We start from the raw sequence: 20,400 nt of genomic DNA on the forward strand, positions 1-20,400 counted from the left end.
TACTATACGATTCACATTGAGTTTGCTTTGAGATCTAATTGTTGTCAGACGATTCAGACATGTCTTCAAAGTCGCCCTCTTCAAAGTCGTCGCCCTCTTCGAAATCATCGTCAGATTCTTCAACTTCGCGTGGCTTCTTATACGGATCGACATCACCAGCATACTTAGCATTTTCACGCAACTTAGCTAATTCTTCATCACGATGACGAGCTGCAACAAGAATATCCTCAATTTCGTGCGCTTCAGACGGCACTTCGTCATAAATGAATTGCAATTGAGGAGTCAAACGCAATCCAGCTTTTGCACCGACCAAAGAGCGCAGTCGACCGTGAGCCTGCTGCAAAGCTTGTGCTGCACGCTGACGCTCGCCCTGCTCTTTGCCTTCGTGACCAAGTTGAGTCCAGTAAACCTTTGCAATTTGCAAATCGTTCGTAACACGCACTTCCGTAATAGTCACACTTGCCAAACGCTTATCATGCAAATGCGATTCCATATTAGAAGCGATTACGCGCTGAATTAATGCTGCAATACGTGCAGCTCTAGGATTCGTTCCTGCCATAATTACTTGCGCTCAATCTGCTTCATTTCAAAGGTTTCGATTATATCGCCAAGCTCAATGTCATTAAAGCTGCCGAGATTAATACCAGCTTCGTAACCTTCGCTAACGGATTGCACGTCATCCTTAAACCTACGCAAGCTGGAAATCTCCAAGTCGTTGACTGTAGCAACGCCGTCGCGCAAAATACGGCACTTCGTACCGCGCTTGACCTCGCCATCTTGAACCATAACACCAGCAATATTGCCGAACTTGGAAGAACGGAAGATTTCGCGAATCTCAGAGTGAGAAGTGACAACCTCTTCAAATTCTGGCTTAAGCATACCCTTCAAAGCAGCTTCGATATCTTCGATTGCCTTGTAAATAACCGAGTAGTACTTAACCTCCACACCTTCGCGTTCAGCCAAATCAGCAACCTGACGGTTTGGACGCACGTTGAAGCCAATAATCACAGCCTTATCGACAGTTGCCAAGTTCACATCATTCTGAGTAATTGCACCAACACCGCGGTGAATAACCTGGATGCCAACTTCCTCAGAGACCTCAATCTTCATCAAGGAATCTTCCAAAGCTTCAACAGAACCAGAAGAATCGCCCTTAATAACGATGTTCAGCATGTCAACTTCAGACTTAGCGAACTGTTCCTTAAGGCTTTCAAGAGACACAACCTTGCGGCGCTTAGCAAGCTGAGCTGCACGCTCTGTAGCTGCACGCTTTTCAGCAATTTGACGAGCAGAACGGTCGTCCGAAGTAACCAAGAACAAGTCGCCAGCGGTTGGAACAGAAGTCAAACCAAGCACCTGAACAGGAGTGGAAGGAGCCGCATCCTGCAAATGCTTGCCGTTCTCGTCAAGCATAGCGCGCACACGACCATAAGAAGTGCCAGCAACGATAGAATCACCAACGTGAAGAGTACCTTGCTGCACAAGAACAGTAGCAACAGCACCACGACCCTTATCGAGTCGAGCTTCGATAGTTGCACCGCGAGCATCCATATTTGGATTTGCTTTAGGATCAAGCTCAGCGTCAGCAGTCAACAACACAGCTTCAAGAAGCTTATCGACGTTCGTGCCCTGCTTTGCAGAAATATCCACAAACATGGTGTCTCCACCGTAATCTTCAGCAACTAAACCGTATTCTGTAAGCTGACCGCGAACCTTATCTGGGTTGGCACCTTCAACATCAATCTTGTTCACAGCCACAACAATTGGCACATGAGCAGCTTGAGCGTGGTTAATAGCTTCAACAGTCTGAGGCATTACGCCGTCGTCTGCTGCAACAACAAGAATTGCAACGTCTGTAAGCTCAGCACCGCGAGCACGCATAGCAGTAAACGCTTCGTGGCCTGGAGTATCGAGGAACGTAATCTTACGAGGCTTTCCTTCAAGATTTACAGTTACTTGATAAGCACCGATACGCTGAGTAATGCCACCTGCTTCGCGATCGATAACATTCGACTTACGGATGGTATCAAGCAAGCGAGTTTTACCGTGATCGACGTGACCCATAACAGTAACAACAGGCGGACGAGATTGCAAATCGTCATCTTCTTGCAGCTCTTCTTCGTCCAAATCGATGTCAAACTGCTGCAAAAGCTCTTTATCTTCTTCTTCAGCAGAAACAATGCTGATATTCCAGCCGATTTCTTCACCCAAAATTTGGAATGTTGATTCATCCAAAGATTGTGTAGATGTTGCCATTTCTCCCAAGTGGAAGAGCACAGTTACCAAAGCTGCTGGATTTACATCAATCTTTTCCGCCAAATCAGAAAGAGTTGCGCCTTGACGCAAGCGAATCGTAGCGCCGTTACCAGAAGGAATACGCACGCCGCCAATCACTGGTGCTTTAAGCTCTTCGTATTCACGACGTTTCGCTAAACGATTCTTACGAGCCTTAGAAGATTTACCACCTTGACGACCGAATGCGCCTGCAGCTCCTGCACGACCGCGACCGCCGCCACGCGATGGACCACCATTAGGTGCGCCTGCTGCAGCAGCCTGGAAGCTAGCTCCTTGAGATGCAAAACGAGATTCTGCAGATGGGCGAGAAGATGCACCAGAGCCAGCACCTGCGCCACCTTGACCACGACGCTGACCCGACCACTGCGATGAGCGTGCGCCACCTTGACCAGAGCGGCCACCACGCGAGCGGCCACCGCGTTCTGCACGTTCACCACGCGAACCTTGAGGTCCAGAGCCAGCTTGACCTGGACGACCACCGCGGCCATTTTCAGCACCAGGACGAGACATCGGATGAGGACGTGGAATATCTCCAGGTGTAGGAGCACGCATACCCTGCTTACGGCTAAACGGATTATTACCAGGACGTGGAGCAGATGCGCCTGCACCTTGTGCATTCTGGTGCGGACGAGGGCGAGGAGGCATCTGTGAACGATCTGAGTGAGATTGACCTTGAGCTTGCTGTCGCGATTCGCCGCGATTATCATTGCGACGATCATTTTTTCTATTTTCGCCGGCAGCAGCATTAGAACGCGAAGGATTGTTTGAACGAGTATGATTTGCACCCGGCTTTGGAACAAAATGAGAAGCTGTGTTGTGCACAGGCTGGTTAGCAGAAGAGCCAGCTACAGAATCACTGTGTGACGAATCTTTAGCTTGAGGTTTAGTCTGCGGCTTAGCTTGAGGCTTAGCTTTTGGCGCAGCAGGCTTACTTGCACTAGATGCCTTTTCGGACTTATTTCCGTCAGATGCTAACGCTGTTTGCAAACGACGAACTACTGGAGCCTCAACTGTTGAAGAAGCAGACTTAACAAATTCGCCCATGCTCTTCAAACGCTCCAACACGGTTTTACTGTCTACACCAAATTCTTTGGCCAGTTCATACACGCGCTTTTTAACCACTCAGTGTTCTCCTCTGTCTGTGGCAGCGCTAGTACACGCGACCACTTTACATTATTGCGAGCTTATTATTTATTATCGTGCGATATATCATCGTGCGACCATGATCTTATACCTCGTCTCCCGCCGGACGATGGCGATTGCCTTTCGCCCAGATTCCAGCTTTTAGCATACTCGAAACGTTGGATTGACTCGAGTGTCGCTAAATGCCACGCGAGAGACTACTTTATTTGCACACCACTAGCAAAATAAACAATCAAGAAGTGCTAAACATTGCGAAAATATCAATCTAAAAATATTTAGCACTTCTCAATTAACAATCTATTCAGCAGCAGATGCGTTATTATTCAAATCAGCTGAAGCAGGCTGAGCATTTTGTGCTTGAGCTGCAGCAACCTTCTTAGCATGCTCTTCCGCAGACTCAATACCAATCTTCCAACCAGTCAACTTTGCAGCCAAACGAGCGTTCTGACCTTCTTTACCAATAGCAAGAGAAAGCTGAGCATCATGAATAAAAGCAACTGCAGTTTGATTCTTTTCACTCACTACTTGCACTTGTGTAGCAGTAGCAGGCGAAAGAGCAGCAGCAACAAACTTTGCTGGATCAGACGACCAATCGACAATATCAATCTTCTCTTGACCCAAGTTTTCCATTACAGCACGCACGCGTGAACCGCCAGGACCAATTAAAGCACCCTTTGGATTCACACCTTCAGTATTAGCTCTAACAGCAATCTTTGTGCGAGCTCCGGCTTCACGTGCAATCGACATAATAGAAACTGCTCCAGAAACAAGTTCCGGCACTTCTCGCTCAAAAAGACGACGAACTAATTCAGGATGTGAACGTGAAACAACAATTTCCGGACCACGCAGACCACGAGCAACATTTACAACATATACGCGAATACGCTCACCATGGCGGTAACGTTCACCTGGAACCTGCTCGCGACGCGGCAAAATAGCTTCAACATCTCCAACAGCAACGTGGATATTAGTGTTATCTTTTGCGTCTTGTTGAATAATGCCGTTAATAAGCTTTCCTTTTTGACCAGAAAACGCACCAAACACGCGATCATCTTCAGCTTTACGGAAAATTTGACTAATAACTTGACGAGCCGTTGCAGCAGCTAAACGACCAAAATCATGAGGAGTATCGTCATACTCCTCTCCCAGCGTTGGAGCTGGATACGGGTTATCTTCAGTAGGTTTACCAGGAATTTCATCCCTAGCCCACACAGTGAACGAACCTGCACGTTCGTCCAATTCAACTCGCACATGCTTTGCAGGATGAGCGGTTTTCATATACGCAAGACGCAAGGCCTCGGCGAGCGCCTCGTCCAGCTCCTCGGCATTAATCCCCTGCTGTGCCGCAAGCTGATGCATTCCCGCCAAATCCAATTCCATCGCGCACGTCCTCTCGTTATAACGCATTAATTTATGATTATTAATTGTAACTATTAAAGCACACTTATTTTTTCTTCTAACGACAGTTAGCTTTAATTGTTGCAGACTTAGAACAAATACCAAATTAATAAATCGATATTGGTCACAGTCAGTGGCTATTTTAGTAGATTATGCAGACACTTTATGTTTTGTTAAATGACATGCGCAAACAAGTAAAACGCAGTATTGCCAGAGCACTCGTGCTTCTTATATGCGTTTTAATATCTCCACTGCTAACAGCCTGTGGAACATTACAAAACATTCACGTCGAGCATACAGTTCACACAGCAGCTCCAGAAAATGCATGTGCTAAAGCATACAGACTTGCGCAAAAAAAGCAGCGTGAAATCAAAAAGAACCAAAACAACACATCCATTAAGAATTTTGAAACCGCAGCAAAATATTGGAAAACTGTCGCTCAGCAATGCCCAGGAAGATTAAGTGAAAGCATTATATACAGCACGCAAGCTCAATGGGAAATGCTTTCGAAGAAAAATAGTAACGAAAATTCAAATAATGTAAGCAATAAAAGCGGAAACGAAAGCTCAGAAAATACAAAAACTACAACAGCGCAACAAATGGAGCACGATTCATACGCGAATCTTATAGAAGTAATAAATCATTACAAAAACTTCAAATGGACACATCAACCCTTAGCTCAAGCTGCAGAAGCTGAAGACAAACTTGCTTTTATTTTACAAACACTAGCAGCGAGAAAAGAGCAAAATATAACATTGGAATACAGCGATATGGCGTCGACAAACGCTCAAACTCTTATACGAGTTGCAGGAGAAGGAACAGACTTGCGCAAAAAAGTTTACGATATTCCTCAAGAGGCGTTAGAAAGCGGAAAAACACATGATTCAGCAAGCGGAAAAGATCTGTCGATTACCGCTATAGCTTATATGGATTGCGCTAGAGAAGAGCTAGCTGCTTTTAATCAAATAATAACTATTACGTCAAAAAATAATAATGCATCCGAGAATAACGTTACTACAAAAAGCGATGATAACGATTCTGTAATACGCGCTCAACAAACTCTTAAAAATGCAACTGTGCAATTAATCACATCTAGACTGCTAAGAGCTTATGAACTTGGGTATCCTACTGATACGAAGCTTATTTTGAAGTAAAACTTAACCTTGGGGCTTTTAGCCTATAGGGCATTCCCTTTACACACAAAATAGGACTCGACTTCAAACGCGAGAGAAAGTTCGCACGGATTACGATCGCTTACGAAGTTCGGCGAATTAAAAAGCCTAAAGCAATTTTACATGCTTTAGGCTTGGTTAATTCGCGGATGAAGCGAGATTCGAACTCGCGGAGGATTTTACCCTCACACGCTTTCGAGGCGTGCTCCTTAGACCGCTCGGACATTCATCCACTTACGATTCGCGCAACAAAATCGCGCGCAAACGCAACTTTTCAATTGTAAACCATGGCGCGAATATAAATTTATGGCGAGTTGAAACGCTATAACTCAGCAGAATCACGGCGAGCGCGAATTTTTTCAGCGCGAGAAGCAAGCTCCTCATCAGGAGGATAAGCTACATATTCCAATGTCAATCCATGAGGATCAATTGGACCCGTCGAGCCTTCACGAAGAGGAACATTGATCTTTTCCTCAAACCAATCAAAAGAACGCTTCCCACAACCAATTTGCACACAAGCTTGCACAAGAGAACGCACCATATTGTGCGCAAAAGCATCAGCGACAATAGTAAATTCAAGCAAACCCTGCTCAACAGGCGGCACGCATCCAGTTTTAAGCTTAACGCGCACGTCATTAGCACGCGTTCCCACGCGTTCCCAACAGACACTTTTTACATCGCGAATAGTAGTGCCTCCAGGATTAGGGCGCGCAAAAGATCCAAAATCGTGAAGGCCAATCATAAGCCTCGCAGCCTGGTTCATTGCATCAACATCCAAAACATCATCAAGTTTCAAAACAAAACCGCGCATACGAGGGTCATAATCACAATAATCAGAAGCGTCGCAAATACGATACACATACGTGCGCTCTAACGCAGAAAAGCGTGCATCAAAACCAATGGGCGCAACGCTAACCTTATGCAACGAAATATCTTGTGGCAAAACATGCTTAAGCCTGTACTCGAGCGCGCAAACACCGTCCAATCCAGTATGACCTACGCATCGCAATAAAGTTTCTTCACAAACATCAAGATGACAAACCTGATGCGATGCATGCACGCCCGTATCCGTACGTCCAGCCACAGTAAGGCGCAGCGGCTCAGCAGCATCCCCTTCTGGAACACGCAATACTGTATGCAAAGCACCCTCAATTTCACCCTGCACGGTGCGCAAAGTAGGCTGCTTAGCCCAACCGTAAAATCCGCCGCCATCATACGCTAAATCTAAGCGAAGTCGCATTTAAAAAACCTTCCATTCGTCGTAACTAAATAATTCCGCAATTAAATTCCGTTTACAGTTGCTTCCGCTTAGTATTACTTTCCATCTACAGTTACTCATAAAGCTTGCTTCACCACAGTTACTTCACGCCTACGCCAGCAACAGCAGCAATAATTCCGCGTATAAGCTCATAAGACTTCGCATCCAAGTGCGTTGCCATTCCAAGTAATTTTGGCACAAGCTCAGACCAATGAGAACCCAATAAATCAAAAGTAGGATAACCTAAACTCGACAAAACGTTATACACACTATCAATCCTGCGTTTTCGTTCCTCAACAGGCAAATCAAACATCCAAGAATTCATAGCTTTTGCGATTGCAGCAGCGCGAGCAGTAACTTCATCTCGATAGTCAAAATCACCATCCTCAACATGCCAATACATGCCAAAATGTTGCATTAAACCAACAGAATCAGCCCTAGCTACTTTATATGGCAATCCATTATCCATAAGAAGCCCAATAATCGAAGATTGCGGCACAACTTTCTCTATTCGACTTGCCACGCACGAAAAAACGCTAGTATCTACTACATCATTTGCAAAACCCGGCCCATCCATTGAATAAATTTTAGATACAAGATTGCCAAGTTTTTCATTTTCCGCATCCAATCGCATAGTAGCATAGGACGCCATATTCCCACCTTTTGAATGACCTGTGACAATAATATTCGGGCTGTTATTGCGCTTGTTATTATTATCGCGCTTATTATTGTTATCGCAATTGTCACGCTTCGAATTAGTTGATTTTGCGAAAAACGAGGAAATTTTTTGTAATAAACTAGCTTTTTTTGCAATATATTTACTATATCTTTGTGTTACAGAAATTAAATATTCTGCTGCTGACTCCTGAGCTGGAATTGGGCAGCGAAAGGCCATATTAAAATCTTCTTTCCACCCAACAAGCGTATTATCAGTTCCTCTAAAAGCAACAACAATAGTATTCGGATTATCAATTCCTTCACAAGAACTAAGGTCAAAAGTAACACCAGCAAACTGCTGTTCACAAGATTCATGAGCATTCGATTTATCAAATCGTTCAAGAATTTCGCCTACTTTAATACCTCTGTAGCGCGGATTAGCTGCAACTGCAAAAAGTAACTCTTGACGAAACTTATCAACCTTAGCTACTCCAGAAGAAAACATCGACGAAAAATCTTCAAAACGTAGCAGATCGTAAATAGGCGTAGTCGAAATAACTTTTGACTCACTGTTATATAGCGGAATAGATTTTGGCATATTTATGTATGAAAGCTCACACAAAATCAAAGCATCAACAGAATTAAAACTTCTTTGAGCAAAAGTACGAAAATCGCTTCTTACTTGATCCAAAATATTCGGCATAACTTAATAATAATACAAACAAAAAACGAGCCGAGGAAATCCTCGACTCGTTTTAGCAATTCTTCAAGAAGCGATTAAACGCTTGCTTTAAGATTCACTTTACCGATGCGTAAAGCTGGAATGCAAACTACTCGGCAGCTTCTTCTTTAGCTGCAACCTTGGTAGCTGCTTCAGCTTCCTTCACAACAGCCTTCTTTGGGCTTACTGGCTCAGTTACGAGCTCAATAATTGCCTGAGGAGCGGTATCACCACGACGTGGAGCAATCTTCACGATACGTGTGTAACCACCTTCACGCTGCTTCATCTGCTCAGCAATCTGAGTGAAAAGCACGTGAACCACGGACTTGTTGCGAATTACACGCAACACACGACGACGCGAATGCAAATCGCCACGCTTAGCGAACGAAATCAAACGCTCAGCAAGCGGACGAAGACGCTTTGCCTTTGGCAACGTCGTTACGATACGACCGTGCTGGAAGAGGCTGGTCGCCATATTGGCCAGCATCAGGCGCTCATGAGCCGGGCTAGAAGCCAGACGAGGGCCTTGTTTCGGTGTAGGCATTATTACTCCTTATTGTCGCATCGTTCAGGTGGGCATCAACCCGAACATCCGAACGTTACGACGATTGCAGGCGGAACTTACTCGTCTTCAGGCGAGAAGAAAGTGCCACCTTCGAGATTATTGGCGTCGAAGCCAATCGGTGAAGCCTTCAAAGACAGACCCATTGCCTGCAACTTCTCTTTAACTTCATCGATGGATTTCATGCCGAAATTACGAATATCGAGCAAATCCTGCTCAGTGTGAACTACCAGTTCGCCGACTGTATGAATACCCTCACGCTTCAAGCAATTATAGCTACGCTGAGTAAAATTCATATCTTCAATCGGTATAGCCAACTGAGAATCAGCTTCATCATGAGTTGGCGCTGGACCAACTTCAACACCTTCAGCATCAACGTTAAGCTCACGGCAAAGACCGAAAAGCTCAACTAAAGTCGAGCCTGCAGATGCAACTGCATCACGCGGTGTAATAGCTGGCTTGGTTTCCACATCCAGGATGAGCTTATCGAAGTCCGTGCGCTGTTCCACGCGGGTAGCTTCGACCTTATAGCTCACCTTCAAAACTGGTGAGTAGATCGAATCCACAGGAATGCGGCCGATTTCGCTGTTCTCCTGCTTGTTCATCTGAGCTGGCACGTAACCGCGACCGCGTTCAACAGTAAACTCAATTTCAAGTTCACCATCTTCTGCGAGTGTAGCAATATGCAAGTCAGGATTAGCAATAGTAACACCGGCTGGAGGAGTAATATCTCCAGCAGTGGCCTCACCTTTACCATTCTTGCGCAAATACATCACTACAGGCTCGTCGTACTCACTCGTGAGCACGATGCCCTTGATGTTCAGCAGAATTTCAGTGACATCTTCTTCAACACCTGGCAGAGTCGTAAACTCATGCAAAGCTCCAGAGATGCGAACCGAAGTAACGGCAGCACCTGGAATAGAGCTTAACAAGGTACGACGCAGCGAATTGCCGAGAGTGTAGCCAAAACCTGGTTCCAGCGGCTCAATAGTAAAGCGAGAACGCTGGGGATTCAGTGATTCCTCGGTAAGTGTCGGACGCTGTGCGATAAGCACTTTGGTATCCTTTCAGCTTCTGGTCGGTGGTGCACTCGCCGCCCATAAGCGGGTTGGATGGATGGATTCGTAAGAGTGCTCAGACGCGGCGACGCTTTGGTGGGCGTACGCCGTTATGCGCTTGTGGGGTAACGTCGGTAATAGAACCAACTTCGAGACCCGCGGACTGGAGGGAACGGATAGCGGTTTCACGACCGGAACCTGGACCCTTAACAAACACGTCGACCTTCTTGAGGCCATGCTCCATTGCCTTGCGTGCAGCAGACTCAGCAGCCATACCTGCAGCGTAAGGAGTCGACTTACGGGAACCCTTAAAGCCGACATCACCGCCGGAAGCCCAAGAAAGGACTGCACCGGATGGATCGGTAATGGAGATAATCGTGTTATTGAATGTTGATTTAATATGCGCCTGCCCAACCGGCACCGACTTGCGGTCCCGGCGACGCGGCTTGCGCGAGGCTTGCTTTGCAGCTGCCATTGACCCTCGTTTCCTAATGACGAATGAGTTGGTATGTCTAGACGATGGAAATATATCCGTGGCCTAGAGCCGACCACCGACTACTATCGGGTGGCCTTCTTCTTCCCGGCGACAGTACGCTTCGGACCCTTGCGAGTACGAGCATTAGTCTTAGTACGCTGACCACGCACAGGAAGACCCTTGCGATGACGCTGGCCTTGATAGCAGTTGATCTGAATCTTACGACGGATGTCAGCGTCAATCTCACGACGCAAATCGCCTTCAATCTTGTAATTGGCCTCAAGATAATCACGCAAGGTGATCAGCTGTTCATCCGTAAGATCCTTGACGCGAGTGTCCGGATTAACACCGGTCGCGGCAAGCGTTTCCTTAGCGCGAGTACGACCAACACCAAAAATGTAGGTGAGGGCAATCTCAATGCGCTTCTCATTGGGAATATCTACTCCGGCAAGACGTGCCATTGTAATTCCTTTACTGTTACGCAGGTCGTGCACCAAGTCTTCCGCATTAATAGAAATTAAGTGCGGCCTGGGCCTGCGCACCCAGGGTTCAGCTTAGGCTGTGACTTAGCGCCTTATTCTTTGTATTCCGCGATGGAAATCTGCTCAGCCCTGACGCTGCTTATGACGTGGGTTAATGCAGATCACCATGACGCGGCCGTGACGGCGGATCACGCGGCAGTTTTCGCAGATCCTCTTCACGCTAGGGCTGACCTTCATGGTTTTCCTTTGCTTGTACCTTACTTATAACGGTACGTAATACGCCCACGATTTAGATCGTAAGGGCTCATTTCTAGCACTACACGATCTTGAGGAAGAATGCGAATATAATTTTTACGCATCTTACCAGAAATCGTAGCTAAAACAATGTGCTCATTCTCAAGCTGAACGCGAAACATCGCATTTGGTAGTGCTTCTACTACCGTGCCTTCGACTTCAATCACACCGTCTTTTGCCATGAGCCTCGTTCCGTTCCTTGGGCATACTACTTTGCGCATCCGAAGACACGCCAATCTTTTATAATACAGTAAATGCGTTCCATTCAACACTCGGCGTGTCGAACAGAACGCATTTTACTTTTTAAATTTAAAAACGCACTACTTAATTAAGTGATTCAACAATGCGATTATTGATTTCCTTAATATCTCCAACGCCATCTACTTCAACCAACTGACCGCGGCTATCATAGATATCAAGCAATGGAGCTGTTTCCTTCTCATACGTTTCTAAACGCTTAGCAATTACTTCTGGAGTATCGTCAGAACGACCTTGCTCCACTGCACGCTTTTGCATGCGTTCGAGCAAAACATCGCGCTCAGCCTCGAGAGCCACAACGTGATCGAGAGGAGTGCCAAGCTCTTCCAACATACGATCCAAAGCTTGAACCTGAGAAGCGTTGCGAGGATAACCGTCGAGAATCCAGCCGCTCTTTGCATCGTCCTGAGCAAGACGATCCTTAACAATGCTGTTAGTCAGCTCATCTGGAACCAACTCGCCCTTGTCAAGATATCCCTGAACCTGTTTTCCAAGCTCAGTATGATTCTTAAGGTTATAGCGGAAAATATCACCAGTAGAAATCGCTGGAATGCCATAATGCTCACTTAACAAAGCGGCCTGAGTGCCTTTTCCAACGCCCTGTGGACCCATAATTAGTAATCGCATATTCATCTCCTTAGCTCAATAACTGCTCATCATGCTTGAACAAGAAACCAGCATACTGGAATTGTTCAGTCTGAGCCTTTGCTTGACGCAACGTATCCAAACCAACGCCAGCAATAATCAAAATTGTTGTACCACCAAATGGCAATTTTGTATTCAAATGCAAAGCCATAATCAAAACGGTAGGAATCAATGCAACAAAGAGCAAATAAATAGCACCGACAGTATTCAACCTATTCATAACATAGCTAAGATAATGACTTGTAGCACTACCAGCGCGAATGCCTGGTATGAAGCCACCATACTCTTTCATGTTATCTGCAGTCTCATCAGGATTAAAAGTAATCTCTGTGTAGAAGAAGCAGAAGAACACAATCATTACTGTGTAAAACGCAATATACCAAGCAGAAGTGGAATTAGCCAAATTAGCTTCAATCCAATTCACCCAAGCCTTGCTCTTATCTCCAAACTGAGCAATAAGGGTAGGAACAGCAAGAATTGACGAAGCAAAGATTGGTGGAATAACACCACTCATATTTACCTTTAATGGCAAATAAGTCGAAGAGCCGCCATACATTTTTCGGCCAATCATGCGACGCGTATACTGCACAGGAATACGACGCTGAGCAAGCTCAACAAAGTCAACAAATATGAGGATAACAATCAAAACGCCACCAACAATAGCGAACTTATTCCAATCGCCATTAGAACCGTTGGTTCCCCAACCAATCTCCCAAAGCTTTGGTAAGAAGCCAGAGCAAATAGACATAAAGATTAAGACAGACATGCCTTGACCGATACCCTTATCGGTAATGAGTTCTGCCATCCACATAATAAGACCAGTGCCGCCAGTCATGATCAAAACCATGACAATAAGGCTCCACATGCTTCCGTCTGGAATAATATTATTTCCGCACTGATAATTAAACAAAGCACCCGTACGTGCTGTTACCAAAATCGTAGTAGATTGCAAAATTGCCAATCCAATAGTTAGGTAACGCGTGTACTGCGTAAGCTTTGTTTCTCCAGACTGACCTTCCTTATGAAGAGCTTCGAAGCGAGGAATAACCACGCGCAAAAGCTGAATCACAATGGAAGCAGTGATGTAAGGCATAACACCCAAAGCAAAAATAGAAAGCTGCAACAGCGAGCCACCTGAGAACAAGTTAACTAACCCAATAAAGTTCTCGCTCGATGAAGCTAATTTAACAGTGCAAGCGTGCACAACTTTATAGTCCACACCCGGAATCGGAATAAATGAACCAATACGATAAATAATTATCATAGCGAAGACGAAGAGGATCTTGTTCCTCAACTCCTTCGTCCTGAAGGCCTGGATTAACGTTTTCACCTGGGTCTTCCTCCCTTTTTTCGCGCACTCCTAGGCGCAACAGTGCAAAAAACAAACTCTGAGACGATAGTTTAACCCACGGTACCTACTGAAATAGGTTATTGTGAGTTTTGGTGATAAAAATAGTCCCTCTAGACAATGCTAGAGGGACTATCACAGATTTATAACTGCATCAAGCTTTAAGTAGCCTTTAACTACTCTTCGCTGATGGAGCCGCCGGCAGCCTCAACCTTTGCCTTAGCAGAAGCAGAAGCCTTCATACCCTTAAGAGTCAAAGCAACAGTCAATTCACCATCGCCAAGAACCTTTACAGGATAGCCATCACGTACAGCGCCCTTAGTAATAAGGTCAGCTACAGTAACCTCGCCACCCTTTGGGAAAAGGTCAGCAAGATCTGCAACGTTGACGACTTGGAATTCCTTCTTGAAAGGACTCTTGAAGCCACGCAACTTAGGCAAGCGCATATACAGTGGGAGCTGACCACCTTCGAAGCCAGGACGAACCTGATAACGCTTCTTTGTGCCCTTATCACCACGACCTGAGGTCTTACCCTTAGAGCCTTCACCACGACCTACACGGATGCGATCCTTCTTAGCTCCTGGAGCTGGACGCAACGTGTGCATATGCAGCATTGGTTCTTCGTTAGCCATAATCAGTCGACCTCCTCGACGCTCACCAAGTGACGAACGGCCATAACCAAGCCACGATTGACGGGGGTGTCCTCGCGAACTACGCTGTGACCAATCTTATGAAGGCCGAGCGTATGAACATTCGCGCGCTGGCGCTCAGTTGTATGAACTAAACCATGCACCAGAGTGATCTTCAAATTTGACATCACTCACCATCCTTTGCTTCAGATGCCTTGGCGGCCTGAGCTTCTTCGCGAGCCTTGCGAGCTTCGGCAATGCCAGCAGCACGCTCACGGAGCAAAGCATCAGGAGCGACTTCCTCAAGAGAAAGACCACGACGAGCAGAAATCTCTTCTGGCTCTTCGAGCTTCTTCAAAGCGTCCACAGTAGCACGCACTACGTTTACAGCAGTTGCAGAGCCCATGGACTTGGTGAGGATGTCCGTGATGCCGGCGCATTCCATAACAGCGCGTACAGCACCACCAGCAATTACACCAGTACCTGGAGCAGCTGGACGGAGCAACACAGTACCAGCAGCATCGTGACCGAGCACTGGATGAGTGACGGTGCCACGAATGCGTGGAACAGTGAACATATGCTTCTTAGCGTCAAGCTGACCCTTAGCAATAGCAGCTGGAACTTCGCGAGACTTGCCGTAACCAACACCAACAGTGCCCTTACCGTCGCCAACAACAACAAGTGCTGCAAAGCTAAAGGTACGACCACCCTTGTGGGTCTTGGAAACACGGTTAATAGTAACTACGCGATCCAGAAGCTCTTCGCCACGGTTTTCTTCACGACGATTACGACGTTCGCCGCGTTTACCCTCGCCCTTGTTACGGCGAGAACGACGATCATCGTTACGCTCCTCAGCGGATGCCTGAGTGTTCTGAGTTTCTTCAGCCACTTGGGTTTCCTTTTCGTTGTCGCTCACAGTGCCAGACCTCCCTGACGGGCGCCTTCAGCCACTGCTGCGACGCGACCATGATATTTGTTACCGCCACGGTCGAAGACTACAGCGGTGATACCCGCTTCCTTCGCCTTAGCCGCTACTAATTCGCCAACCTTGGTTGCAGCTTCAGTCTTCGTGCCAGTGAAACCAGCGAAGTCAGCAGTCAAAGTGGAAGCACTTACCAAAGTAATTCCCTTGGTATCATCCACAATCTGAGCAACCATATGACGGTTAGAACGGGAAACAACTAAACGAGGACGTTCAGATGTGCCGGCAATGTGCTTACGAAGACGGGCGTGACGACGCAAACGTGCGACTTTGGTACCCTTACCGAAAATCTTAACGCTCATATCACTTACCAGCCTTTCCAGCCTTGCGCAGGATACGTTCATCGGTGTACTTAATACCCTTACCCTTGTAAGGTTCTGGAGCACGAAGCTTACGAATGTTAGCAGCAACCTGACCAACAGTCTGCTTATCGGTGCCCTTTACGATTACCTGGTTAGGATTTGGCAACTCGAACTCAATACCTGCCGGTGGTTGAACGGTAATAGTGTGAGAATAACCGAGCGAGAACTCAATGCCCTTGCCCTTCATCACTGCACGATAACCGGTACCGACAATATCCAAAGTCTTGGTGTAGCCTTCATGTACACCCTTCACCATAGAAGCAACAATTGCGCGAGCCAAACCATGCTTTGCACGAGTTGGACGCAAATCGTCAACTGGAGTCAGAACAATCTGATTGTCAGCGACTGCTGCGGTGATTCCCTCTGGAATTTCATAAGAATCAGAACCCTTAGCGCCTTTGACGCTGAAGGACTGACCTTCAATCTTTACTTCCACGCCTGCAGGAATGTCGACGGGGAGCTTACCAATATGCGATGCCATCTTCAGCTCTCCTTTCTCACCATACGTAGGCGACGATTTCGCCGCCAATGCCTCGATCGAGACATTCCTTCTGAGTCAACAATCCCGAGCTGGTCGAGATAATAGCAATACCGAGACCACCAAGAGGCATTGGCAAAGCATCAGACTTTGCGTAACGACGCAAGCCTGGCTTAGAAATGCGCTTGATGCCCTGGATAGAACGCTGGCCATTGGAGCCATACTTCAACGTAATTTCCAACGTCTGTCCAACCTTAGCTTCCTTAGCAGCGAAGTCCTTAATATAGCCTTCGTGCTTCAGAATCTCGGCGATATTCGCCTTGAATTTGGAGTACGGCATTTCCACGGTATCGTGCTTTGCCGCGCTCGCATTACGCAGACGTGTCAACATGTCTGCGATTGGATCTGTCATTGTCATGTGGGCTAACGCCCTTTCTCGCCGTGGTTTCCACCGCCTCTATATGAGAACTTTGTCTTCAAGCAGTGGACCTTCAGCGTCGATATTTACCAACTGGACTTCGTAACACCCGGCAACTCACCGCGATGAGCCTTCTCACGAAGGCAGATGCGGCACAGACCGAACTTGCGATACACGGAGTGAGGACGACCACAAACCTGGCAACGCGTATAAGCGCGTACCTTGAACTTCGGCTTGGCGGCCGCCTTGTTTTTCAGAGCGGTTTTTGCCATTTCAGTTCTCCTTGAATGGGAAACCGAGGTGCTTAAGCAAAGACTTGGCCTCCACATCGTCCTTGGTGGTAGTCACCACGGTGATGTCCATACCACGCTGATGATCAATCGAGTCAGGATCAATCTCATGGAACATAGACTGTTCCGTAAGACCAAAGTTGTAATTACCCTGACCGTCAAACTGGTTGCCATTGATACCACGGAAATCGCGGATACGAGGCAAAGCCAGAGTGAGCAAACGATCCAAGAATTCCCACATACGATCGCCACGAAGAGTTACGTAAGCACCGATAGCCTGACCTTCGCGCAAATGGAACTGAGCGACAGACTTCTTTGCCTTAGTTACCTTTGGCTTCTGGCCGGCAATCAAAGTGAGATCCTTAATCGCACCTTCAATGAGCTTAGAATCACGAGCTGCAGCGCCGACACCCATAGAGACGACAACCTTCTGCACGCGAGCCACCTGCATAGGATTAGTGTGGCCGAATTCTTTCTCCAAGGCTGGTACGATTTCATCCTTGTATTGTTGCTTTAAGCGCGGAGTTGCCGGCAACTCAACTGTAGTATCGGTCATGCCAGCTCCTTTCCGGACTTCTTGGCGACACGCACGCGCACGGTCTTAACCTTGCCGTCACGAGCCTCTTGCTTAACAATCACGCCAACGCGTGTAGGCTGCTTGGTCTCTGGATCAATAACCATCACATTAGAGCGATGGATTGGAGCCTCAACCGAAACAATGCCCGCCTGCTGACCCTGCTGGGTGGCGCGAACGTGCTTCTTAACGATCTGAACGCCTTCTACAATCAAACGGTCATCGGCTAGTACACGAACTACTTTGCCTTCCTTACCGCGATCCTTGCCGCGAATGACCTTCACCTGGTCGCCGGACTTAATCTTGGCTACCATATCAGATCACCTCCGGAGCAAGGGACACAATCTTCATGAAGCGCTGATCACGCAATTCACGACCGACTGGTCCGAAGATACGAGTGCCTTTTGGTTCACGACCGGAGCCGAGAATTACGGCGGCGTTCTCATCGAACTTAATATAGGAACCATCGACACGGCGATGCTCCTTGACAGTACGGACGACGACAGCCTTAACTACGTCGCCTTTCTTGACCGACCCGCCAGGGATCGCGTCCTTGACGGAGGCGACGATGATGTCGCCGATGCCGGCATAGCGTCGCTTCGATCCACCGAGCACGCGGATGGCAAGTAACTCCTTAGCACCCGTGTTGTCGGCGACATGAAGCCGCGTTTCCTGCTGAATCATTGATTCTCCTTAGCCGAGCTGGTTCTCCCCACTCACCTGTGTCTACACATTAGCAGACACAGGTGAAGCGCGGAGCCTTGCCGAACTTGTTTACTTGGCGCGCTCGATAATCGAGTCGAGACGCCAACGCTTGGTCTTGCTCAGTGGCCGAGTTTCCATAATACTCACGAGGTCGCCAATATGTGCCTCATTGTGTTCATCATGGGCTTTGACCTTGCGGGTGGAGCGAACGACTTTACCGTAAAGCGGGTGTGTCGAACGCTGCTCCAGCTCAACGGCGATTGTCTTGTCCATGGCCTCGGACACGACGTAGCCGCGACGAACCTTGCGGAAGTTGCGCTCTTGGTTCTCAGCCATGCTTACTTCTCCTTGACCTCAGTGGCGCCAGGCTCTTGGCTGATGCCGAGTTCACGCTCACGCAGGATAGTATACATCCTGGCAATGTCGTGCTTGACCGCCTCGAGGCGAGCGCTGTTTTCGAGTTGACCAGTTGCTGCCTGGAAGCGCAAGTTAAATAGCTCTTCCTTAGACTTCTTCAAGAAGCCTTCGATCTCAGCATTTGTCTTCTCGTTCAAATTCTTGATGGTGTAGTCTGCAGTTCCGACTGGCATCAGATGTCACCGCCTTCACGCGCAATAACACGGCATTTCATTGGGAGCTTATCGATAGCGCGGCGCAAAGCCTCGCGAGCGATGTCCTCAGAAACACCACCGATCTCGAACATTACGCGTCCTGGGTGGATGTTGGCAATCCAGAATTCTGGAGCACCCTTACCGGAACCCATTCGCGCACCAAGCGGGTGCTTGGTTAATGGACGATCTGGGAAGATCGTAATCCACACACGACCGCCACGCTTAATGTAGCGAGTCATTGCGATACGAGCTGCCTCGATCTGTCGGTTAGTGATGTAAGCCGGAGCCAGCGCCTGAATACCAAAATCGCCGAAAGCGATCTCGGTGCCACCCTTAGACATGCCGCTACGGGTAGGACGGTGCTGCTTACGATATTTAGTCCTCTTTGGGATAAGCATCTGCTCACTCCTTCGTTTCCGTTGCGGCAGGAGCTTCAGCAGCTGCAGCTTCAGCTGGCTTTTCAGCCTGTGCTTCAGCAGCCTTCTGCTGGTTAGCAGGACGTGCGCCACGACGTGGACGACGATCGCCACCACGACGACCTTCACGCTTACCCTGCTGAGCCTGCTGCTCTTCGAACTCACGCTCGGTCATATCACCCTTGTAGATCCAGACCTTTACGCCGATACGACCGTATGTGGTCTTAGCTTCAAAGAAGCCGTAATCAATCAAGGCACGAAGGGTCTGCAGTGGAACGCGACCCTCGCGATAGAACTCAGAGCGGCTCATTTCGGCACCACCAAGGCGACCGGAGAGCTTGATACGGATACCCTTGGCACCTGCACGCATTGCATCTTGCTGTGCCTTACGCATAGCACGACGGAATGTAACACGGTTTGTCAACTGCTCCGCAATTCCCTGAGCAACCAACTGAGCGTCAAGTGCAGCGTTCTTCACTTCGAAGATGTTGAGCTGTACTTGCTTGCCTGTGAGCTTCTCGAGCTTTGCGCGAACGCGCTCAGCTTCAGCGCCACGACGACCGATGATAATACCCGGACGAGCAGTGTGAATATCTACACGAACGCGATCACGAGTGCGCTCGATAACGATACGAGATACGCCAGCACGCTCGAGGTCATGGCTCATTTCCTTGCGAATCTTGTCATCCTCAAGGACGAAGTCACGATAACGCTCGCCAGCTTTGTTGGAGTCAGAGAACCACTTAGAGCGATGATTCTCGGTGATGCCCAGGCGATAGCCGAAAGGATTGATCTTCTGACCCATCTTTAGCGGGCTCCTTCCTTAAGCGAGACGATAACAGTGATATGGCTTGTGCGCTTGTTAATGCGCGCAGCGCGACCCTGTGCACGAGCACGGAAACGCTTAAGCGTTACACCCTCGTCCACATAGGTTTCCTTGATGACCAAGTCCTGCTCACGGAATGGTTCACCGGCTTTTTCAGCCTTAACGCGAGCGTTAGCAATCGCGCTTTCAAGAACCTTGCGCACCGGCAATGATGCGTCCTGAGGAGCAAACTTCAAAATGGTAATAGCTTCGCTTGCACGCTTGCCTCGGATGAGGTCGACCATGCGGCGAGCCTTGCGCGGCGTCACGCGAACGTGACGAGCGATTGCTTTAGCTTCCATGT

At 47.8% G+C, this 20,400-nt stretch carries 28 protein-coding genes, 1 tRNA gene and 2 pseudogenes; 1 reads left to right on the forward strand and 30 read right to left on the reverse strand.

Features of this window, described 5'->3' with window-relative positions; translation table 11 throughout:
- Positions 1 to 34: 34 nt before the first annotated feature.
- From rbfA to nusA, 4 genes and pseudogenes are all read right to left on the reverse strand, one after another.
- Entirely contained in the window at positions 35 to 559 is a 525-nt protein-coding gene (gene rbfA / locus HXT39_RS05470) for a 30S ribosome-binding factor RbfA (protein ID WP_103013795.1), read from the reverse strand.
- Positions 560 to 561: 2 nt separating this feature from the next.
- A pseudogene (gene infB / locus HXT39_RS05475) lies at positions 562 to 3,093 on the reverse strand (translation initiation factor IF-2); the annotation flags it as partial.
- 168 nt (positions 3,094 to 3,261) lie between these two features.
- Positions 3,262 to 3,417 (reverse strand): annotated as a pseudogene (locus HXT39_RS05480) (translation initiation factor IF-2 N-terminal domain-containing protein); the annotation flags it as partial.
- Between the two features lie 318 nt (positions 3,418 to 3,735).
- A complete protein-coding gene (nusA, locus tag HXT39_RS05485) occupies positions 3,736 to 4,818 on the reverse strand; it encodes a transcription termination factor NusA (RefSeq protein WP_004109632.1) in 1,083 nt (360 codons plus the stop codon).
- A gap of 170 nt (positions 4,819 to 4,988) precedes the next feature.
- On the opposite strand from nusA, the gene HXT39_RS05490 reads away from it, so the two are divergent.
- Positions 4,989 to 5,990 carry a hypothetical protein gene (locus HXT39_RS05490; RefSeq protein WP_103013793.1) on the forward strand — a complete coding sequence of 334 codons (1,002 nt, stop codon included), beginning with the start codon at positions 4,989 to 4,991 and terminating at the stop codon, positions 5,988 to 5,990.
- Positions 5,991 to 6,154: 164 nt separating this feature from the next.
- Here the strand turns inward: HXT39_RS05490 and HXT39_RS05495 are convergent.
- The 26 genes from HXT39_RS05495 to rplV form a co-directional block, all read right to left on the reverse strand.
- Positions 6,155 to 6,240 (reverse strand) — tRNA-Ser (locus tag HXT39_RS05495).
- A gap of 90 nt (positions 6,241 to 6,330) precedes the next feature.
- Entirely contained in the window at positions 6,331 to 7,248 is a 918-nt protein-coding gene (locus tag HXT39_RS05500; protein ID WP_103013792.1) for a tRNA pseudouridine synthase A, read from the reverse strand.
- Positions 7,249 to 7,366: 118 nt separating this feature from the next.
- Positions 7,367 to 8,626 carry an Mbeg1-like protein gene (locus tag HXT39_RS05505; RefSeq protein WP_004109646.1) on the reverse strand — a complete coding sequence of 420 codons (1,260 nt, stop codon included), beginning with the start codon at positions 8,624 to 8,626 and terminating at the stop codon, positions 7,367 to 7,369.
- Between the two features lie 127 nt (positions 8,627 to 8,753).
- Positions 8,754 to 9,188 carry a 50S ribosomal protein L17 gene (rplQ, locus tag HXT39_RS05510; protein ID WP_004129014.1) on the reverse strand — a complete coding sequence of 145 codons (435 nt, stop codon included), beginning with the start codon at positions 9,186 to 9,188 and terminating at the stop codon, positions 8,754 to 8,756.
- A gap of 77 nt (positions 9,189 to 9,265) precedes the next feature.
- A complete protein-coding gene (locus HXT39_RS05515) occupies positions 9,266 to 10,261 on the reverse strand; it encodes a DNA-directed RNA polymerase subunit alpha (RefSeq protein ID WP_004574084.1) in 996 nt (331 codons plus the stop codon).
- Positions 10,262 to 10,340: 79 nt separating this feature from the next.
- Complete coding sequence (gene rpsK, locus HXT39_RS05520) at positions 10,341 to 10,739, reverse strand: 30S ribosomal protein S11 (RefSeq protein WP_004105468.1); 399 nt, start codon at positions 10,737 to 10,739, stop codon at positions 10,341 to 10,343.
- An 83-nt stretch (positions 10,740 to 10,822) separates the two neighbouring features.
- The gene (gene rpsM / locus HXT39_RS05525; protein ID WP_004105472.1) at positions 10,823 to 11,200 is read right to left on the reverse strand and encodes a 30S ribosomal protein S13; all 378 of its coding nucleotides are present in this window, start codon (positions 11,198 to 11,200) and stop codon (positions 10,823 to 10,825) included.
- A gap of 144 nt (positions 11,201 to 11,344) precedes the next feature.
- Positions 11,345 to 11,458 (reverse strand): 50S ribosomal protein L36, encoded by a 114-nt coding sequence (gene rpmJ, locus HXT39_RS05530; RefSeq protein ID WP_003842636.1) that lies wholly within the window; start codon positions 11,456 to 11,458, stop codon positions 11,345 to 11,347.
- A 20-nt stretch (positions 11,459 to 11,478) separates the two neighbouring features.
- Positions 11,479 to 11,697: a translation initiation factor IF-1 gene (gene infA / locus HXT39_RS05535; protein ID WP_004105485.1), complete on the reverse strand. Its 219-nt coding sequence runs from the start codon at positions 11,695 to 11,697 to the stop codon at positions 11,479 to 11,481.
- A 142-nt stretch (positions 11,698 to 11,839) separates the two neighbouring features.
- Positions 11,840 to 12,400: an adenylate kinase gene (locus HXT39_RS05540; RefSeq protein ID WP_012913828.1), complete on the reverse strand. Its 561-nt coding sequence runs from the start codon at positions 12,398 to 12,400 to the stop codon at positions 11,840 to 11,842.
- A gap of 10 nt (positions 12,401 to 12,410) precedes the next feature.
- On the reverse strand, positions 12,411 to 13,748 hold the full coding sequence (secY, locus tag HXT39_RS05545; RefSeq protein WP_421793276.1) for a preprotein translocase subunit SecY: 1,338 nt from the start codon (positions 13,746 to 13,748) through the stop codon (positions 12,411 to 12,413).
- A 194-nt stretch (positions 13,749 to 13,942) separates the two neighbouring features.
- On the reverse strand, positions 13,943 to 14,398 hold the full coding sequence (gene rplO, locus HXT39_RS05550) for a 50S ribosomal protein L15 (protein WP_004109667.1): 456 nt from the start codon (positions 14,396 to 14,398) through the stop codon (positions 13,943 to 13,945).
- A gap of 2 nt (positions 14,399 to 14,400) precedes the next feature.
- Positions 14,401 to 14,583: a 50S ribosomal protein L30 gene (gene rpmD / locus HXT39_RS05555; protein WP_004105491.1), complete on the reverse strand. Its 183-nt coding sequence runs from the start codon at positions 14,581 to 14,583 to the stop codon at positions 14,401 to 14,403.
- Complete coding sequence (gene rpsE / locus HXT39_RS05560) at positions 14,583 to 15,311, reverse strand: 30S ribosomal protein S5 (protein WP_004574087.1); 729 nt, start codon at positions 15,309 to 15,311, stop codon at positions 14,583 to 14,585. The genes rpmD and rpsE overlap by 1 nt, the downstream gene beginning before the upstream one ends.
- On the reverse strand, positions 15,308 to 15,679 hold the full coding sequence (gene rplR, locus HXT39_RS05565) for a 50S ribosomal protein L18 (protein ID WP_004109670.1): 372 nt from the start codon (positions 15,677 to 15,679) through the stop codon (positions 15,308 to 15,310). The genes rpsE and rplR overlap by 4 nt, the downstream gene beginning before the upstream one ends.
- Before the next feature lies 1 nt (position 15,680).
- Positions 15,681 to 16,220, reverse strand: a complete 540-nt coding sequence (gene rplF / locus HXT39_RS05570; RefSeq protein ID WP_004109673.1) for a 50S ribosomal protein L6 — start codon at positions 16,218 to 16,220, stop codon at positions 15,681 to 15,683.
- A 16-nt stretch (positions 16,221 to 16,236) separates the two neighbouring features.
- Positions 16,237 to 16,635, reverse strand: a complete 399-nt coding sequence (gene rpsH / locus HXT39_RS05575; RefSeq protein WP_004105495.1) for a 30S ribosomal protein S8 — start codon at positions 16,633 to 16,635, stop codon at positions 16,237 to 16,239.
- 86 nt (positions 16,636 to 16,721) lie between these two features.
- Complete coding sequence (locus HXT39_RS05580; protein ID WP_003808046.1) at positions 16,722 to 16,907, reverse strand: type Z 30S ribosomal protein S14; 186 nt, start codon at positions 16,905 to 16,907, stop codon at positions 16,722 to 16,724.
- A 1-nt stretch (position 16,908) separates the two neighbouring features.
- Positions 16,909 to 17,481, reverse strand: coding sequence for a 50S ribosomal protein L5 (gene rplE, locus HXT39_RS05585; RefSeq protein WP_004109679.1), 573 nt, complete (start codon positions 17,479 to 17,481; stop codon positions 16,909 to 16,911).
- Complete coding sequence (rplX, locus tag HXT39_RS05590) at positions 17,478 to 17,813, reverse strand: 50S ribosomal protein L24 (protein ID WP_012913827.1); 336 nt, start codon at positions 17,811 to 17,813, stop codon at positions 17,478 to 17,480. Before rplX ends, rplE begins: the two co-directional genes overlap by 4 nt.
- A gap of 1 nt (position 17,814) precedes the next feature.
- On the reverse strand, positions 17,815 to 18,183 hold the full coding sequence (gene rplN, locus HXT39_RS05595; protein WP_004574089.1) for a 50S ribosomal protein L14: 369 nt from the start codon (positions 18,181 to 18,183) through the stop codon (positions 17,815 to 17,817).
- A 90-nt stretch (positions 18,184 to 18,273) separates the two neighbouring features.
- Positions 18,274 to 18,540, reverse strand: a complete 267-nt coding sequence (gene rpsQ / locus HXT39_RS05600) for a 30S ribosomal protein S17 (protein WP_004114365.1) — start codon at positions 18,538 to 18,540, stop codon at positions 18,274 to 18,276.
- A 2-nt stretch (positions 18,541 to 18,542) separates the two neighbouring features.
- Complete coding sequence (gene rpmC, locus HXT39_RS05605) at positions 18,543 to 18,794, reverse strand: 50S ribosomal protein L29 (protein ID WP_103013791.1); 252 nt, start codon at positions 18,792 to 18,794, stop codon at positions 18,543 to 18,545.
- Complete coding sequence (rplP, locus tag HXT39_RS05610; protein WP_004109684.1) at positions 18,794 to 19,213, reverse strand: 50S ribosomal protein L16; 420 nt, start codon at positions 19,211 to 19,213, stop codon at positions 18,794 to 18,796. The genes rpmC and rplP overlap by 1 nt, the downstream gene beginning before the upstream one ends.
- Positions 19,214 to 19,217: 4 nt before the next feature.
- On the reverse strand, positions 19,218 to 20,036 hold the full coding sequence (gene rpsC / locus HXT39_RS05615; protein WP_004574090.1) for a 30S ribosomal protein S3: 819 nt from the start codon (positions 20,034 to 20,036) through the stop codon (positions 19,218 to 19,220).
- 2 nt (positions 20,037 to 20,038) lie between these two features.
- Positions 20,039 to 20,398, reverse strand: a complete 360-nt coding sequence (rplV, locus tag HXT39_RS05620) for a 50S ribosomal protein L22 (protein WP_004105510.1) — start codon at positions 20,396 to 20,398, stop codon at positions 20,039 to 20,041.
- Positions 20,399 to 20,400 lie beyond the last annotated feature (2 nt).

It is taken from the genome of Gardnerella sp. DNF01159 (assembly GCF_049244215.1).
Taxonomy (GTDB): Bacteria; Actinomycetota; Actinomycetes; order Actinomycetales; family Bifidobacteriaceae; genus Bifidobacterium; species Bifidobacterium swidsinskii.